The organism is Enterobacter sp. CPE_E863, assembly GCF_046521465.1.
Lineage (GTDB): Bacteria > Pseudomonadota > Gammaproteobacteria > Enterobacterales > Enterobacteriaceae > Enterobacter > Enterobacter adelaidei.
Genome location: NZ_JBKFZX010000001.1, coordinates 1535358 through 1551556 on the forward strand (window position 1 = coordinate 1535358; position 16199 = coordinate 1551556).

The following is a 16199-nucleotide window of genomic DNA, read 5'->3' on the forward strand; positions in this document are numbered from 1 at the left end:
CGTATGTCAGGGAGGTGTATGAAACGAGTTGAGCGTTTAGACAGAGTGGAATTGATGCGAACGTTTGTTCGTATCGTTGAAACCGGGTCGTTATCAGCAGCGGCAAGGCAGCTTTCAACCACTCAGGCCACGGTTAGCCGACGTTTGCAGTCTCTGGAGACCCTGCTGGGGGCTCGCTTGCTGCTGCGTACAACCCATGCGACCCGACTTACTGACGATGGTGAGCGCTGCTATCAACACGCCCGGCGCGTGATTGACAGCTGGCTGGCACTTGAGGATGAAGTCGGACAGGCTGAAGATGAACCGGTGGGGGTATTACGGGTGCGTGCACCGCACGCTTTCGGGCAGGATCAGTTTCTGAAGCCATTAACCGAATTTTTGCATCGTTATCCGCAGTTGTCCGTTGAGTGGATGTTGCATGACAGGTCGGTAGATTTCCTGAGTGACAACATTGATTGCGCGATCCGCGTGGGTGCTGAGGTCGATCCGGCGACGGTATCAGTGCAACTGGCAGAGGTGCCGCGCTCCGTCGTGGCATCCCCGGTACTGCTGGCGCGTTTTCCGGAGGTCAAAACGCCAGAGGATTTGCAGGCACTTCCCTGGATCGCCATCAGTACCTTTTATCAGCGGCATATAGAGTTATTTGACGGCTCGGCACAACCAACGCGTATCGCCATTACGCCGCGTCTCAGTACTGACAGTTTGTACGTGGCGCGCAATACGGTATTAACCGGGCTGGGTGTCGCGATGGTCTCCAGCTGGACGGTGAAAGAGGATATTGAGGAAGGGCGCCTGATTCATCTTCTTCCTGAGTGGCAACCTGCGGCTCTGCCAGTCCATCTGGTTTATCCCTGGTCGCGTTACTATCCGGCGCGTTTACGTCATTTTCTTGAGATGATGAAGCAAGTGATGCCGGACATTGCCGGAATGAGAAAGCCTGTAAACAAGCAATAAAAAAGCCGACCCGGAGGTCGGCTTTTTACTTGATGCCGTTACTCGACAGAGCGCGGGCGAGTCGCCGGTGCAGTCGCCTGATGCGTTGCACTATGACCACCTGCTGAGCCTTTGCCTTCGAAATTGAAAGCAGGGCGTACCCAGTCACTGTGACGCGGGGTTTCAGGCACGTACTCAGGTGCCGGAGCGCGCGTCATAGGAGCTGTCGCCACGTGGGCAGAAGCTGGCGTAGACACAACCGGCTCCGGTTTCACCTCAGGTGCTTTCACTTCTTCGGCTGCACGAACAGGTTCAGCGACAATCTCAACATCCTGAACCACATTTTCAGTGACGGTTTCGGCCACGATTTCAGCGGTATCTTCAACAGCAGCAGCAGGCTGTACTTCTTCCGCGACCTCTTCTGCCACTACGGTATCTTCTTCAGCAATCAGCTGCGGTGCAGCATCAACCGGGGTGGCAATCACTTCCGGATGCGTGGTTTCTACCGTCACGGCATGCGGGGTTTCTACCTCAATAGCTTGCGGTTCAACCACGATGGCTGCTTCAGCTACGGCTTCTTCCACTGCTGCGACTGGCGCAATCAACTCTTCTGTCACCACCTGTTGTTCCACAACCTGCTCCGGACGAGCGACCGGGTAGCGGATCCAGACTTTACCGGATGCCATTTCAGGTGATGCGCATGCCACGGCTAATGGCATTGGCGACTGGGCAGGGTAACGCTCATCACGATAACGACGGCGACGCTGACCACTGACGCGCAGATGGCGTGGAGAACGACGTGAACGACGCGGCATACCGGCATTATCGCGGTTTTCACCGTTCTCATCCTGCTCAACCGTGTTTTCTACCACAGCCGGCAGATCAACTTTTGCCAGTTGGGTACCGGTTGTGTTCTCGCTTGTTTCAGCGGTGACAATGGTTGACTCTTCGGTAGCTTCGGAGGTGAAGCGTACTTTCTGCGCAAGCTGACGCTGCTTACGACGCGGCATAACCTGAGTCCGTTCTTCCTGCTCACCGTCCTGCTGTTCAACAGGCTCTTCGCGGTTCAGGTTTTTGACTTCCTGCTGCGCCTGACGTTTCTCGTCGTTACGACGACGGTTACGCTCGCGACGTGGCTGCTGGTCGTCACGCTGTTTGCTCTTCTCAGACTCATCGCCCGCCTGCTGGCGAATTTCACGATCTTCAACATTTTGCTGTTGTTTCTCGCGACGGTTGCGACGGTTGTCTTCACGTTGTTCACGGCCTTCACCGTTGTCTGAACGGTTGTCACGACGCTCGCTGCGGTCATTACGGTCGTTGCGGTCATTACGATCGCGGCGATTGTTCTGACGCTTACGACGGTCCTGCTGACGCTCAGGCTTGGCCGCTTTTGGCTCTTCTTTCGGCTGCTCTGGCTGTGCTTCCTCGCCGGCAAACATTTTCTTCAATGCGCCAAAGAAGCGGCTCAGAAGACCTGGTTGATCCGGTTGGGTTTTTTCCACTGTGACTGCTGATTTCTGTGCCGCAGGTTTTGCAGCAGGTTTTTCCAGCGCCGTTTCAGGTGGTGCTTCAGGCATGATAAAGGTCGCTAACGCAGGCTGCTCTGGCAGTTTACGCTCGGCAGGCTCTTCATCGGAAGGCAGAGCCATCTCTTCTTCATGCAGCTTCGGCAGCAGGTAGCTGAGCGTGGTTGTCTCTTCGCCTTTACGGACGCGCAGCACGTGATAGTGCGGGGTTTCCATCTGATCGTTTGGCACGATAATGCAGCGAACGCCACCCTGGCGTGCTTCGATGGCACTTACCGCTGCACGTTTTTCGTTCAGCAGGTAGGACGCAATTGGCACAGGAACAATGGCGTGAACCTCTTTGGTGTTCTCTTTCAGTGCTTCTTCTTCGATCAGACGCAGGATAGAGAGGGACAGAGATTCGTTATCACGCACGGTACCGGTGCCGGAGCAACGCGGGCAGACGTGATGGCTGGATTCACCCAGTGACGGGCTCAGACGCTGACGGGACATCTCCAGCAAACCGAAACGCGAGATATGGCTAATCTGGATGCGCGCACGGTCCTGACGCACCGCCTCACGCAGACGGTTTTCAACCGCGCGCTGGTGACGAACCGGGGTCATGTCGATGAAGTCGATAACGATCAGACCACCCAGGTCGCGCAGGCGGAGCTGGCGGGCGATTTCATCAGCGGCTTCAAGGTTGGTATTGAAGGCAGTCTCTTCGATGTCGCCGCCGCGTGTTGCACGCGCGGAGTTGATATCGATAGCTGTCAGCGCTTCAGTGGTATCAATAACGATAGAACCACCGGATGGCAGACGCACTTCACGCTGGAACGCTGACTCAATCTGGGATTCAATCTGATAGTGGCTGAACAGCGGGATTTCACCGGTGTACAGTTTGATTTTGCTGGTGAAATCCGGACGACCCAATGCGGCAATGTGCTGGCGCGCCAGCTCAAGCACTTTCGGGTTATCGATCAGAATCTCACCGATGTCCTGACGCAGGTAATCACGGAAGGCACGCACGATAACGTTGCTTTCCTGGTGGATCAGGAATGGAGCAGGGCGGCTTTCCGCTGCTTTCTGGATGGCTTCCCAGTGCTTCAGACGGAAACTCAGGTCCCACTGCAATGCTTCGGCTGATTTACCTACGCCTGCAGTACGCACGATAAGCCCCATGCCATCAGGCAATTCGAGACTAGCCAGCGCTTCTTTCAGCTCGGTACGGTCATCACCTTCGATACGGCGAGAGATACCACCCGCGCGCGGGTTGTTTGGCATCAGAACCAGATAGCTCCCTGCCAGGCTGATAAAGGTAGTCAGTGCGGCGCCTTTATTGCCACGCTCTTCTTTATCAATCTGAACGATAACTTCCTGACCTTCACGCAGAACATCTTTGATGTTTGGACGGCCATGGGAGTTGTAGTTTGCAGGGAAATATTCGCGGGCGATTTCTTTCAGAGGGAGAAAACCGTGACGCTCAGCACCGTAATCGACAAATGCAGCTTCAAGGCTTGGTTCAATGCGGGTGATTTTACCTTTGTAAATGTTCGCTTTTTTCTGTTCGTGTCCAGGACTTTCGATATCCAGATCGTACAGGCGCTGCCCATCCACAAGGGCGACACGCAACTCTTCTTGCTGAGTTGCGTTGATTAACATTCTTTTCATCGTAACTTACTCGTTATTCTTACATTGACGACAAAGCTGCGGGCAAGGTGACGCTTTCCGGGGTATGAACCGATGGCCTCGTGTCTATTCACGTCGCCAACCTCACGGTTGTCGCTCGCTTAAGAGGCGCAGAGTGTCGGTTGCCTGTATTTCATACGGAAACACAGCGCAATTATCAGGGGAATTGCCTGGGTAGAACTCTCCAGAGAACAATCCTTATACCGGGAAGTACTGCAACCCGCAGCCCGCTAACTGCCTGAAAGATCAATACGTCTTACGCCATTGCTGCGTGGATGATCGGTCAGACAAAATTGGTCATTCCGTCAACATCCTTACAAAACCTGGATTAAACACGGAAAACGGATTCATTATTCCACTGCTCGCCGGGTTATAGCAAGATGACTTTTACCAATTATCACCCGGTTACTCACAGTTTCTTCACTTCTGAATGGTGATTGGTTTAATAACCACCAAATCGGTTGCGTGAAACGGGGGGACAGGCCGGATAAAAGTAAATATAAGCATAGAAAAATGAGTGGCGCTAATGGCTGACGATATTTAGAATCGCCAACCATGAAAACAGAGACTCCAGCCGTAAAAATGGTTGTCATCGCCGAAGATGAAGCGGGGCAACGTATCGACAACTTTTTGCGCACTCAACTGAAAGGTGTGCCAAAGAGTATGATCTACCGTATCTTGCGTAAGGGTGAAGTGCGGGTTAATAAAAAGCGCGTGAAACCTGAGTATAAGCTCGAAGCTGGCGATGAAGTGCGTATTCCGCCAGTGCGCGTTGCAGAACGTGAAGAAGAGGTCGTTTCACCTAAGCTACAAAAAGTCGCGGCCCTGAGCGATGTGATCCTTTATGAGGATGACTACATTCTGGTGCTAAATAAACCGTCAGGTACTGCTGTTCATGGTGGTAGCGGTCTGAGCTTCGGCGTGATTGAAGGGCTGCGAGCCCTGCGTCCGGAGGCGCGTTTCCTCGAACTGGTGCACCGCCTTGACCGTGACACGTCCGGCGTACTGCTGGTGGCGAAAAAACGCTCTGCACTGCGTTCTTTACATGAGCAATTGCGTGAAAAAGGGATGCAGAAAGATTATCTGGCGCTGGTTCGCGGTCAGTGGCAGTCCCATGTGAAAGTGGTGCAGGCGCCATTGCTGAAAAACATTCTGCAAAGCGGCGAGCGTATTGTCCGCGTGAGCCAGGAAGGGAAACCGTCAGAGACGCGTTTCAAAGTTGAAGAGCGCTATGAGTTTGCCACACTGGTGCGCTGCAGTCCGGTGACCGGTCGTACCCACCAGATCCGCGTGCATACCCAGTTTGCAGGCCATCCTATCGCGTTTGATGATCGCTATGGCGATCGGGAGTTCGATAAGCAGCTGGCGGGCACGGGGCTGTCTCGTCTGTTCCTGCATGCGGCAGCGCTGAAGTTTACTCATCCAAATACGGGCGAAACCATCCGTATTGAAGCACCGCTGGATGAGCAGTTGAAACGCTGTTTGAAAGTTCTGCGCGGCTGATTTTGCCTGGTGCCCTCTCTCTGTGAGGGGCACCAGGACGCAACGGTTTTATCACGACGTCAGCGGATTACACGCTTCTCGCCTTAACATCTGACACAAGGCAATCAGCGGTAACCCAACCAGCGTGTTCGGGTCTCGACCTTCGAGTTTGTCGAACAGCGCAATCCCCAATCCTTCACTTTTAAAGCTCCCCGCACAGTTCAGCGGTCGCTCACGACGCACATAATCCACAATCTCTTGCTCGCTGAGATGGCGGAAGTGCACATCGAAAGGCTCGCACTCCGTTTGCAGATGGCCAGAGGCAGAGTTGTACAGCGCCAGGCCCGTATAAAAGGTGACGATATTACCGCGTGCGCTCATCAACTGCTGAATGGCATTCTCTTCGGTATGAGGTTTCCCGGTGATAACGCCGTCAAGCACGCAAACCTGATCGGAGCCTATAATCAAATGCGAAGGATAATATGCGGCGAGCGATTGTGCTTTCTCCTTAGCAAGACGCGTCACCAGATGACGCGGTGATTCGCCAGGCTGTGGCGTCTCATCAACGTCTGGTGCAGCACATTCAAACGGGATCCCGAGCTTTTCCAGCAGCATTCGGCGGTAGGGAGAAGTGGAAGCAAGTACGAGATTTGGCATATTTTTATCACCAGATATAGCGTATCGATGCCAGCCATTTTAAACTACAGGCCGCAATGTGTGCGAATAATTGGCAAAAGGCAGCCCAGGTTGCCTTTTTCTTTGACTATATGACGTTACAAAGTTAATATGCGCGCCCTATGCAAAAGGTAAAATTACCCCTGACTCTTGATCCGGTTCGTACGGCTCAAAAACGCCTCGATTACGAAGGTATCTATACTTCCGATCAGGCCGAGCGTATTGCCGAATCCGTAGTCAGTGTGGACAGTGATGTAGAATGCTCCATGTCGTTCGCTATCGATAACCAGCGTCTCGCCGTTTTAACCGGTGATGCAAAGGTAACGGTAACGCTCGAGTGTCAGCGTTGCGGGAAACCGTTTGTACAGCATGTTCACACAACGTATTGTTTCAGTCCGGTTCGTTCTGACGAACAGGCTGAAGCACTCCCGGAAGCGTATGAGCCGATTGAGGTTAACGAATTCGGTGAAATCGATCTTCTGGCTCTGGTTGAAGATGAAATCATCCTCACCTTGCCAGTGGTTCCGGTGCATGATTCTGAACACTGTGAAGTGTCCGAGGCGGACATGGTCTTTGGGGAACTGCCTGATGAAGCGCAAAAACCAAACCCATTTGCCGTATTAGCCAGCTTAAAGCGTAAGTAATTGAGGAGTAAGGTCCATGGCCGTACAACAGAATAAACCAACCCGTTCCAAACGTGGCATGCGTCGTTCCCATGACGCGCTGACTGCAGTTACCAGCCTGTCTGTAGACAAGACTTCTGGTGAGAAACACCTGCGTCACCACATCACCGCTGACGGTTTCTACCGCGGCCGCAAGGTTATCACTAAGTAATCACGCGCAAGCGTGATGAAGCTTAGTGAGGATTTCCCCGTGCAAACGGGGAATTTACCGAACCAGGCTGCGACGATACCTTGACACGTCTAACCCTGGCGTTAGATGTCATGGGGGGAGATTTTGGCCCTTCTGTGACAGTGCCTGCAGCATTGCAGGCACTGAATTCTAATTCGCAACTCACACTTCTTTTAGTCGGCAATCCCGACACAATCACGCCATTACTTGCAAAAGCTGACTTTGAACAACGTTCGCGTCTGCAGATTATTCCTGCGCAGTCAGTTATTGCCAGTGATGCCCGGCCCTCGCAGGCGATTCGCAATAGCCGTGGTAGCTCAATGCGGATGGCGCTTGAGCTGGTGAAAGAAGGGCGAGCGCAGGCTTGCGTCAGTGCGGGAAATACCGGTGCGCTGATGGGGCTGTCGAAATTGTTGCTCAAGCCTATTGAGGGTATTGAGCGCCCGGCGCTGGTGACGGTATTACCGCATCAACAGAAGGGCAAGACAGTGGTGCTCGATTTGGGCGCTAATGTCGACTGTGATAGTACAATGCTGGCTCAGTTTGCCGTGATGGGTTCGGTGCTGGCAGAAGAAGTGGTCGGGATCAACAATCCCCGTGTTGCGTTACTGAACATTGGTGAAGAAGAGACCAAAGGCCTGGACAGCATTCGCGAAGCTGCAGAATTGCTCAAACAGGTTCCTTCCATCAACTATATTGGTTATCTCGAAGCCAATGAGTTGCTGACGGGTAAAACGGATGTTCTGGTGTGCGATGGCTTCACCGGAAACGTAACGTTAAAAACCATGGAAGGGGTCGTGCGCATGTTTCTTTCTCTGCTGAAATCTCAAGGAGAAGGCAAAAAAAGCGCCTGGTGGTTGATTTTATTGAAGCGTTGGTTACAAAAAAGTCTGACGCGGCGATTCAGTCACCTCAACCCCGACCAGTATAATGGCGCCTGTCTGTTAGGATTGCGCGGCATCGTGATTAAGAGTCATGGCGCCGCCAATCAGCGAGCATTTGCTGTCGCGATTGAACAGGCAGTGCAGGCGGTGCAGCGACAAGTCCCTCAGCGGATTGCCGCTCGCCTGGAATCTGTATTAGCTAAAAGTGACTGAGCGTACATGTATACGAAGATTTTAGGTACCGGCAGCTACCTGCCAAAACAAGTGCGTACCAACGCCGATCTGGAAAAAATGGTAGATACGTCTGACGAGTGGATTGTCACGCGCACAGGTATCCGTGAACGTCGTATCGCCGCGCCAGACGAAACCGTGTCCACCATGGGTTACGAAGCCGCACAGCGTGCTATCGAAATGGCGGGCATCGATAAAGAAGAGATTGGCCTGATCGTGGTCGCCACGACGTCAGCCACGCATGCTTTCCCAAGCGCGGCGTGCCAGGTGCAAAACATGCTCGGCATTAAGGGCTGTCCGGCGTTTGACGTCGCTGCTGCGTGTGCAGGTTTCACCTATGCGCTGAGCGTTGCCGATCAGTATGTAAAATCCGGTGCCGTGAAATATGCGCTGGTCATTGGTGCTGACGTTCTGGCGCGTACCTGCGATCCAACCGATCGCGGTACGATCATTATTTTTGGTGATGGTGCGGGTGCGGTACTGCTGGGCCAGTCCGAAGAGCCGGGCATCATCTCCACGCATCTGCATGCCGATGGAAGCTACGGTGAATTGCTGACGCTGCCTAACGCCGATCGCGTTAACCCGGATAACTCCATTTACCTGACAATGGCGGGTAATGAAGTCTTCAAGGTAGCGGTGACTGAGCTTGCGCACATTGTCGACGAGACGCTGGAAGCCAATAACCTTGAACGCACCGCACTCGACTGGCTGGTGCCGCATCAGGCGAACCTGCGAATCATCAGCGCGACCGCTAAAAAGCTGGGCATGTCGATGGATAACGTTGTGGTGACGCTGGATCGTCACGGCAACACCTCTGCGGCATCGGTACCGTGCGCATTTGATGAAGCGGTACGTGATGGACGAATTAAACGGGGCCAACTGGTCTTGCTTGAAGCCTTCGGTGGTGGGTTCACCTGGGGTTCCGCGCTGGTTCGTTTCTAGGATAAGGAATAAAAAATGACGCAATTTGCTTTTGTATTCCCGGGCCAGGGATCTCAAACCGTAGGGATGTTGTCTGAAATGGCAGCAAATTATCCGGTAATTGAAGAGACTTTCCGTGAAGCTTCAGATGCACTGGGTTATGATCTGTGGGCACTGACTCAACAGGGGCCGGCTGAAGAACTGAACAAAACCTGGCAGACTCAGCCAGCGCTGCTGACTGCATCCGTTGCGCTGTGGCGTGTCTGGCAGCAGCAGGGCGGTAAAGCGCCAGCGCTGCTCGCGGGTCACAGCCTGGGTGAATACTCTGCGCTGGTGTGTGCCGGTGTGATCGCGTTTGCTGATGCGGTACGTCTGGTGGAACTGCGCGGTAAATTCATGCAGGAAGCCGTACCAGAAGGCACGGGTGGCATGTCTGCCATCATCGGCCTTGATGATGCCGCCATTGCGAAAGCCTGTGAAGAATCAGCCGAAGGTCAGGTCGTTTCTCCGGTTAACTTCAACTCGCCGGGCCAGGTGGTTATCGCCGGTCATAAAGAAGCGGTTGAACGTGCGGGTGCTGCCTGTAAAGCCGCGGGCGCGAAGCGTGCTCTGCCATTGCCAGTGAGCGTGCCGTCACACTGTGCGCTGATGAAGCCTGCTGCCGACAAACTGGCGGTTGAGCTGAAAAAAATTACGTTTAACGCACCGACAATTTCCGTTGTGAATAACGTCGATGTGAAATGCGAAACAGCGCCGGACGCTATCCGTGACGCGTTGATTCGCCAGCTCTACAGCCCGGTACAGTGGACCAAAACCGTTGAGTTTATGGCGTCACAGGGCGTTGAGCATCTGTATGAAGTCGGTCCAGGTAAAGTCCTCACCGGTCTGACAAAACGTATTGTTGACACCCTGACAGCTTCGGCGATTAACGAGCCAGAAGCGATGTCAGCGGCACTCTCGCAATAAAAGAGGAATACCATGAGTTTTGAAGGAAAAATCGCCCTGGTGACGGGTGCAAGCCGCGGTATCGGGCGTGCAATTGCTGAAACACTGGTTGCGCGCGGCGCGAAAGTGATTGGTACAGCAACCAGCGAGAATGGCGCTCAGGCCATCAGCGAATATCTGGGTGCAAACGGTAAAGGTCTGGTACTGAATGTGACTGAACCTGCATCCATCGAATCTGTTCTGGAAAATATTCGCGCAGAGTTCGGCGAAGTGGATATTCTGGTAAACAATGCCGGGATCACTCGTGATAACCTGTTAATGCGAATGAAAGACGACGAGTGGAACGATATTATCGAAACCAACCTGTCATCTGTATTCCGTCTGTCAAAAGCGGTAATGCGCGCTATGATGAAAAAGCGTCATGGTCGTATTATCACTGTCGGTTCTGTGGTTGGTACCATGGGAAATGCTGGTCAGGCTAACTACGCTGCGGCGAAAGCAGGTCTGATTGGTTTCAGTAAGTCGCTGGCGCGTGAAGTCGCGTCTCGCGGTATTACTGTGAACGTTGTTGCTCCGGGCTTTATTGAAACGGACATGACGCGTGCGCTGACTGAAGAACAGCGTGCGGGTACACTGGCAGCAGTTCCTGCAGGTCGCTTAGGTGACCCTAAAGAAATTGCCAGTGCGGTTGCATTTTTAGCCTCTGACGAAGCGGGTTACATCACTGGTGAGACCCTCCACGTCAACGGCGGGATGTACATGGTTTAATCACGATGAAAAATATTTGCGTTATTGTAGGGATTGGCCTCAAAATAACGTAAAATCGTGGTAAGAACTGCCGGGATTTAGTTGCAAATTTTTCAACATTTTATACACTACGAAAACCATCGCGAAAGCGAGTTTTGATAGGAAATTTAAGAGTATGAGCACTATCGAAGAACGCGTTAAGAAAATTATCGGCGAACAGCTGGGCGTTAAGCAGGAAGAAGTTGTGAACTCCGCTTCCTTCGTTGAAGACCTGGGCGCAGATTCTCTTGACACCGTTGAGCTGGTAATGGCTCTGGAAGAAGAGTTTGATACTGAGATTCCGGACGAAGAAGCTGAGAAAATCACCACCGTTCAGGCTGCCATTGATTACATCAACGGTCACCAGGCGTAAGTGAACATCTCCAGGCGGTCATTCGACCGCCTGAGTTTTATCTTTTTTGTCCCACGAATCCCTTTTTTATCCCTCCCTGGAGGACAAACGTGTCTAAGCGTCGTGTAGTTGTGACCGGACTTGGCATGTTGTCTCCTGTCGGCAATACCGTAGAGTCCACCTGGAAAGCTCTCCTTGCCGGTCAGAGCGGCATCAGCCTAATCGACCATTTCGATACTAGCGCCTATGCAACGAAATTTGCTGGCTTAGTAAAGGATTTTAACTGTGAAGAGATCATCTCGCGTAAAGAACAGCGCAAGATGGATGCCTTCATTCAATATGGAATTGTCGCTGGCGTTCAGGCCATGCAGGATTCTGGTCTTGAAATTACGGAAGAGAACGCAACCCGTATCGGTGCCGCTATTGGCTCCGGAATTGGCGGTCTTGGCCTGATTGAGGAAAACCATACATCTCTGATGAATGGTGGCCCGCGTAAGATCAGCCCGTTCTTTGTTCCGTCCACGATTGTTAACATGGTGGCGGGTCATCTGACCATCATGTTTGGCCTGCGTGGGCCAAGCATTTCTATCGCGACCGCATGTACGTCCGGCGTGCATAACATCGGCCAGGCCGCGCGTATCATTGCGTACGGCGATGCAGATGCTATGGTTGCGGGTGGTGCTGAAAAAGCCAGTACCCCGCTGGGTGTGGGTGGTTTCGGTGCCGCGCGTGCGCTGTCTACCCGCAACGATAACCCTCAGGCGGCAAGCCGTCCGTGGGATAAAGACCGTGATGGTTTCGTACTGGGTGATGGTGCGGGTATGCTCGTGCTGGAAGAGTACGAACATGCTAAAAAACGCGGCGCGAAAATTTATGCTGAAGTCGTTGGCTTTGGTATGAGTAGCGATGCTTACCACATGACGTCGCCTCCAGAGAACGGCGCAGGTGCTGCGCTGGCTATGGAGAACGCGATTCGTGACGCGGGTATTACCCCGGCACAGATTGGCTACGTTAACGCGCACGGCACTTCTACGCCAGCAGGCGATAAAGCGGAAGCTCAGGCTGTTAAGTCTATCTTCGGCGAGTCTGCCAGCCGCGTACTGGTGAGCTCCACGAAGTCCATGACCGGCCACCTGTTGGGCGCGGCGGGTGCAGTAGAGTCTATCTACTCCATTCTTGCCCTGCGCGATCAGGCTGTTCCGCCAACCATCAACCTGGATAACCCGGATGAAGGTTGCGATCTGGACTTCGTTCCTCACGAAGCGCGCCAGGTCAGTGGCATGGAGTACACCCTGTGTAACTCCTTCGGCTTTGGTGGTACGAATGGTTCCCTGATTTTTAAAAAGGTCTGAGCCTGACTGCCTGATGGCGATAAAAAGGTCCGCTTGTCGGACCTTTTTTATTCGGTTTTATCCCCTTGTCCGATGTTATTCACCTTGCCAGACTGTACGACCACGCATAAGGAGCCAGTATGTTTCTAATCAATGGCCTTGAGCAGGACACGCTGCCTGCAAGCGACAGGGCGACTCAGTTTGGTGACGGCTGCTTCACCACGGCGCGCATTCATCATGGCGATGTCTGTTTACTTGCAGAGCATATCCGACGATTGCGGGGTGCCTGTGAAAAACTGCTGATCCCTTTCACGGACTGGGACACCCTTGCCGGCGAGATGGCTCAATGGGCAAAAGGGCACTCCAGCGGCGTGCTGAAAGTGATCATCAGCCGTGGTAGTGGTGGCCGGGGCTACAGTGGCGCGAGCTGCCAGCATCCGGTGCGGATCCTCTCCGTTTCTGCATATCCTTCACATTATGAACGTTGGCGTCATGACGGTATCACGCTTGAATTAAGCCCGGTACGCCTTGGGCGAAACCCTGCGTTAGCCGGAATAAAACATCTTAACCGTCTTGAGCAGGTCTTGATTCGTGCTCATCTTGACCAGTCAGACGCAGACGAGGCCCTGGTCCTTGACAGCGAAGGGTTCATTACTGAATGCTGTGCGGCTAATTTATTCTGGCGGCAGGGCAGCGATGTCTTTACGCCGAAGCTTGATCAGGCTGGCGTAAATGGCATTATGCGCCAGTTTTGTCTACAGCAACTGGCACACTCTGGTTTTCGCGTTGTCGAAGTTAACGCAGCTGAGAATGCGCTGATAACAGCAGAAGAGGTCGTTGTCTGTAATGCGTTAATGCCAGTTGTACCTGTTCGCGCCTGCGGCCAACATCGCTGGTCATCACGCGAGCTGTATCATTTTTTAGCCCCGTTATGTGAGCAAACCAGAACGTCATGAAGAAAATGTTGCGCTTTATCCTGCTCCTGGTTGTTGTGCTGGCTATTGCTGGCGGAGTCGGAGTGTGGAAGGTTCGTCAGCTGGCGGACAGCAAGCTTCTGATCAAAGAAGAGACAATATTTACCCTTAAAGCAGGAACCGGACGTCTGGCGCTGGGTGAACAGCTTTACAGCGATAAAATCATTAACCGTCCGCGTGTCTTCCAGTGGTTATTGCGTATCGAACCTGAGCTGTCGCATTTCAAAGCCGGTACCTATCGTTTTACACCTGGCATGACCGTCAGAGACATGCTGCAACTGCTGGAAAGCGGTAAAGAGGCTCAATTCCCTCTGCGTTTTGTGGAAGGGATGCGCCTGAGCGATTATCTCAAACAGCTGCGTGACGCGCCGTATATCAAACATACGTTAAAAGACGATAGCTATCAGACGGTGGCTGACGCGCTGAAGTTTGAACACCCGGAATGGGTGGAAGGCTGGTTCTGGCCAGACACCTGGATGTACACGGCAGGCACGACCGATGTGGCGATTTTGAAGCGGGCACATAAAAAAATGGTCACCGCGGTGGATTCCGCCTGGGAAGGGCGAATGGAAGGGCTGCCATATAAAGATCAAAACCAGTTTGTCACGATGGCCTCAATCATAGAGAAAGAGACGGCCGTCGCGGCCGAGCGCGATCGGGTTGCATCGGTGTTTATCAACCGTCTGCGCATCGGTATGCGTCTGCAAACCGACCCTACTGTCATCTACGGCATGGGAGAGAGTTATGCGGGTAAGATCTCGAGAAAAGATCTTGAGACGCCAACGGCGTATAATACCTACGTGATTAGCGGGTTACCGCCAGGCCCGATTGCCACACCAAGTGAAGCTTCTCTGCGTGCGGCCGCACATCCGGCTAAAACACCGTATCTCTATTTTGTGGCTGATGGAAAAGGGGGGCATACCTTTAACACCAACCTTGCCAGCCATAATCGCTCTGTTCAGGACTATCTGAAGGCACTTAAGGAAAAAAATGCGCAGTAAATACATTGTCATTGAGGGACTCGAAGGGGCGGGTAAAACCACCGCTCGCAACGTGGTGGTTGATACACTCAACGCGCTCGGGGTTGCGGACATGGTCTTTACCCGCGAGCCGGGCGGTACGCAACTGGCTGAGAAGTTGCGTAGCCTGGTGCTGGATATTAAATCCGTTGGCGATGAAGTTATCACGGACAAAGCTGAAGTTTTGATGTTTTACGCGGCGCGCGTTCAGCTGGTTGAGACGGTGATCAAACCCGCCCTGGCCGAGGACAAGTGGGTCATCGGCGACCGTCACGATCTGTCGACTCAGGCGTATCAGGGGGGTGGGCGTGGTATTGACCAGACGATGCTGGCCACGCTGCGTAATGCCGTGCTCGGTGATTTTCGTCCCGATTTGACGCTCTATCTGGATGTGACCCCGGAAGTGGGTCTGAAACGTGCCCGTGCGCGCGGTGAACTGGACCGTATTGAGCAGGAATCTCTCGACTTCTTTAACCGCACTCGTGCGCGTTATCTGGAGCTGGCAGCGCAGGATAGTTCTATTCGCACTATTGATGCGACCCAATCTCTGGAAGAGGTTACCCGCTCTATTCAGCAAACCGTGACGCAGTGGCTTCGGGAGCAGCAGGCATGAAATGGTATCCATGGTTGCGCCCACACTTTGAACAGCTGATCGGCAGCTATCAGGCGGGTCGGGGGCATCATGCGTTACTGATTCAGGCGTTGCCAGGGATGGGGGATGATGCGTTGATTTATGCCATCACCCGTTTTCTGATGTGCCAGCAACCGGAAGGGCACAAGAGCTGTGGTAAATGCCGTGGCTGTCAGCTGATGCAGGCGGGCACGCATCCTGACTACTACACGCTTGAGCCTGAGAAGGGCAAAAACACGCTGGGTATTGATGCCGTGCGTGAAGTCAGTGAAAAATTGTACGAACACGCGCGACTGGGCGGCGCAAAAGTGGTCTGGCTTAAAGACGCCACACTGCTTACTGAGGCGGCAGCGAACGCACTCTTGAAAACCCTGGAAGAGCCGCCGGAAAAAACGTGGTTCTTCCTCTCTTGCCGTGACCCGGGACGATTACTGGCGACGCTGCGCAGTCGTTGTCGGCTTCATCACCTTGCAGTGCCTCAGGAATCGTGGGCGTTAAGCTGGCTGGAGCGAGAGGTGACAATGTCACAAAATGGTGCGCTGGCCGCATTGCGTCTGAGCAGCGGTGCGCCTGCTGCAGCTCTGGCACTGCTGCAACCTGATGTCTGGTCGCAGCGAGAGACGCTCTGTAAGGCAGTCGACGCTTCACTCAACACCCATGACTGGCTAAGTTTACTGCCTGCACTGAATAGCGATCAGGCCGTTGAACGTCTGCACTGGCTGGCCTCCTTACTTCTGGATGCACTTAAGATCCAGCAAGGTGCAACGCTGCTGACCAACCTGGATGTGTGGCCGCTGGTGAACACACTGGCAAACGGCCTCTCAGGTACGGTTCTGCACGCTATCCTTCATGAGGTTTGCCAGAGCCGTGAACAGCTTTTGACAGTCACTGGTCTTAATCGCGAGCTGTTACTGACCGACCAGTTACTGCGTATTGAACATTACCTGCAACCATGCATCACACCGCCTGTTTCCCATCTCTGAGAGAGA

16 protein-coding genes are annotated in these 16199 nt (G+C 53.4%); 14 read left to right on the forward strand and 2 right to left on the reverse strand.

The window, feature by feature from the left end:
* Nucleotides 1–18: 18 nt before the first annotated feature.
* The gene (locus ACLHV8_RS07470) at nt 19–954 is read left to right on the forward strand and encodes a LysR family transcriptional regulator (protein ID WP_208594636.1); all 936 of its coding nucleotides are present in this window, start codon (nt 19–21) and stop codon (nt 952–954) included.
* A gap of 38 nt (nt 955–992) precedes the next feature.
* Here the strand turns inward: ACLHV8_RS07470 and rne are convergent, their stop codons facing one another.
* Entirely contained in the window at nt 993–4109 is a 3117-nt protein-coding gene (rne, locus tag ACLHV8_RS07475; RefSeq protein ID WP_208594635.1) for a ribonuclease E, read from the reverse strand.
* A gap of 573 nt (nt 4110–4682) precedes the next feature.
* Here rne and rluC point away from each other — a divergent pair.
* Nucleotides 4683–5630, forward strand: a complete 948-nt coding sequence (gene rluC, locus ACLHV8_RS07480; RefSeq protein WP_208594634.1) for a 23S rRNA pseudouridine(955/2504/2580) synthase RluC — start codon at nt 4683–4685, stop codon at nt 5628–5630.
* A gap of 51 nt (nt 5631–5681) precedes the next feature.
* Here the strand turns inward: rluC and ACLHV8_RS07485 are convergent, their stop codons facing one another.
* Entirely contained in the window at nt 5682–6266 is a 585-nt protein-coding gene (locus ACLHV8_RS07485; protein WP_208594633.1) for a Maf family protein, read from the reverse strand.
* Between the two features lie 140 nt (nt 6267–6406).
* On the opposite strand from ACLHV8_RS07485, the gene yceD reads away from it, so the two are divergent.
* The 12 genes from yceD (at nt 6407) to holB (ending at nt 16193) form a co-directional block, all read left to right on the forward strand.
* On the forward strand, nt 6407–6928 hold the full coding sequence (gene yceD / locus ACLHV8_RS07490; protein ID WP_014883375.1) for a 23S rRNA accumulation protein YceD: 522 nt from the start codon (nt 6407–6409) through the stop codon (nt 6926–6928).
* A 16-nt stretch (nt 6929–6944) separates the two neighbouring features.
* Nucleotides 6945–7118, forward strand: coding sequence for a 50S ribosomal protein L32 (gene rpmF, locus ACLHV8_RS07495; RefSeq protein WP_003857964.1), 174 nt, complete (start codon nt 6945–6947; stop codon nt 7116–7118).
* Nucleotides 7119–7198: 80 nt separating this feature from the next.
* Nucleotides 7199–8233, forward strand: coding sequence for a phosphate acyltransferase PlsX (gene plsX / locus ACLHV8_RS07500; protein WP_028019051.1), 1035 nt, complete (start codon nt 7199–7201; stop codon nt 8231–8233).
* Between the two features lie 6 nt (nt 8234–8239).
* Complete coding sequence (locus tag ACLHV8_RS07505; RefSeq protein ID WP_028019050.1) at nt 8240–9193, forward strand: beta-ketoacyl-ACP synthase III; 954 nt, start codon at nt 8240–8242, stop codon at nt 9191–9193.
* 15 nt (nt 9194–9208) lie between these two features.
* Nucleotides 9209–10138 carry an ACP S-malonyltransferase gene (gene fabD, locus ACLHV8_RS07510; protein WP_028019049.1) on the forward strand — a complete coding sequence of 310 codons (930 nt, stop codon included), beginning with the start codon at nt 9209–9211 and terminating at the stop codon, nt 10136–10138.
* Nucleotides 10139–10150: 12 nt separating this feature from the next.
* The gene (gene fabG / locus ACLHV8_RS07515) at nt 10151–10885 is read left to right on the forward strand and encodes a 3-oxoacyl-ACP reductase FabG (RefSeq protein ID WP_028019048.1); all 735 of its coding nucleotides are present in this window, start codon (nt 10151–10153) and stop codon (nt 10883–10885) included.
* 154 nt (nt 10886–11039) lie between these two features.
* Nucleotides 11040–11276, forward strand: a complete 237-nt coding sequence (acpP, locus tag ACLHV8_RS07520; RefSeq protein ID WP_003857954.1) for an acyl carrier protein — start codon at nt 11040–11042, stop codon at nt 11274–11276.
* A gap of 89 nt (nt 11277–11365) precedes the next feature.
* Nucleotides 11366–12607 carry a beta-ketoacyl-ACP synthase II gene (gene fabF, locus ACLHV8_RS07525; protein WP_008500794.1) on the forward strand — a complete coding sequence of 414 codons (1242 nt, stop codon included), beginning with the start codon at nt 11366–11368 and terminating at the stop codon, nt 12605–12607.
* A 119-nt stretch (nt 12608–12726) separates the two neighbouring features.
* Entirely contained in the window at nt 12727–13542 is an 816-nt protein-coding gene (gene pabC, locus ACLHV8_RS07530) for an aminodeoxychorismate lyase (protein ID WP_208594632.1), read from the forward strand.
* Nucleotides 13539–14561, forward strand: coding sequence for a cell division protein YceG (gene yceG, locus ACLHV8_RS07535; RefSeq protein ID WP_208594631.1), 1023 nt, complete (start codon nt 13539–13541; stop codon nt 14559–14561). Before pabC ends, yceG begins: the two co-directional genes overlap by 4 nt.
* Nucleotides 14551–15192 carry a dTMP kinase gene (gene tmk / locus ACLHV8_RS07540; RefSeq protein ID WP_208594630.1) on the forward strand — a complete coding sequence of 214 codons (642 nt, stop codon included), beginning with the start codon at nt 14551–14553 and terminating at the stop codon, nt 15190–15192. The genes yceG and tmk overlap by 11 nt, the downstream gene beginning before the upstream one ends.
* On the forward strand, nt 15189–16193 hold the full coding sequence (holB, locus tag ACLHV8_RS07545; protein ID WP_208594629.1) for a DNA polymerase III subunit delta': 1005 nt from the start codon (nt 15189–15191) through the stop codon (nt 16191–16193). Before tmk ends, holB begins: the two co-directional genes overlap by 4 nt.
* Nucleotides 16194–16199: the final 6 nt, after the last annotated feature.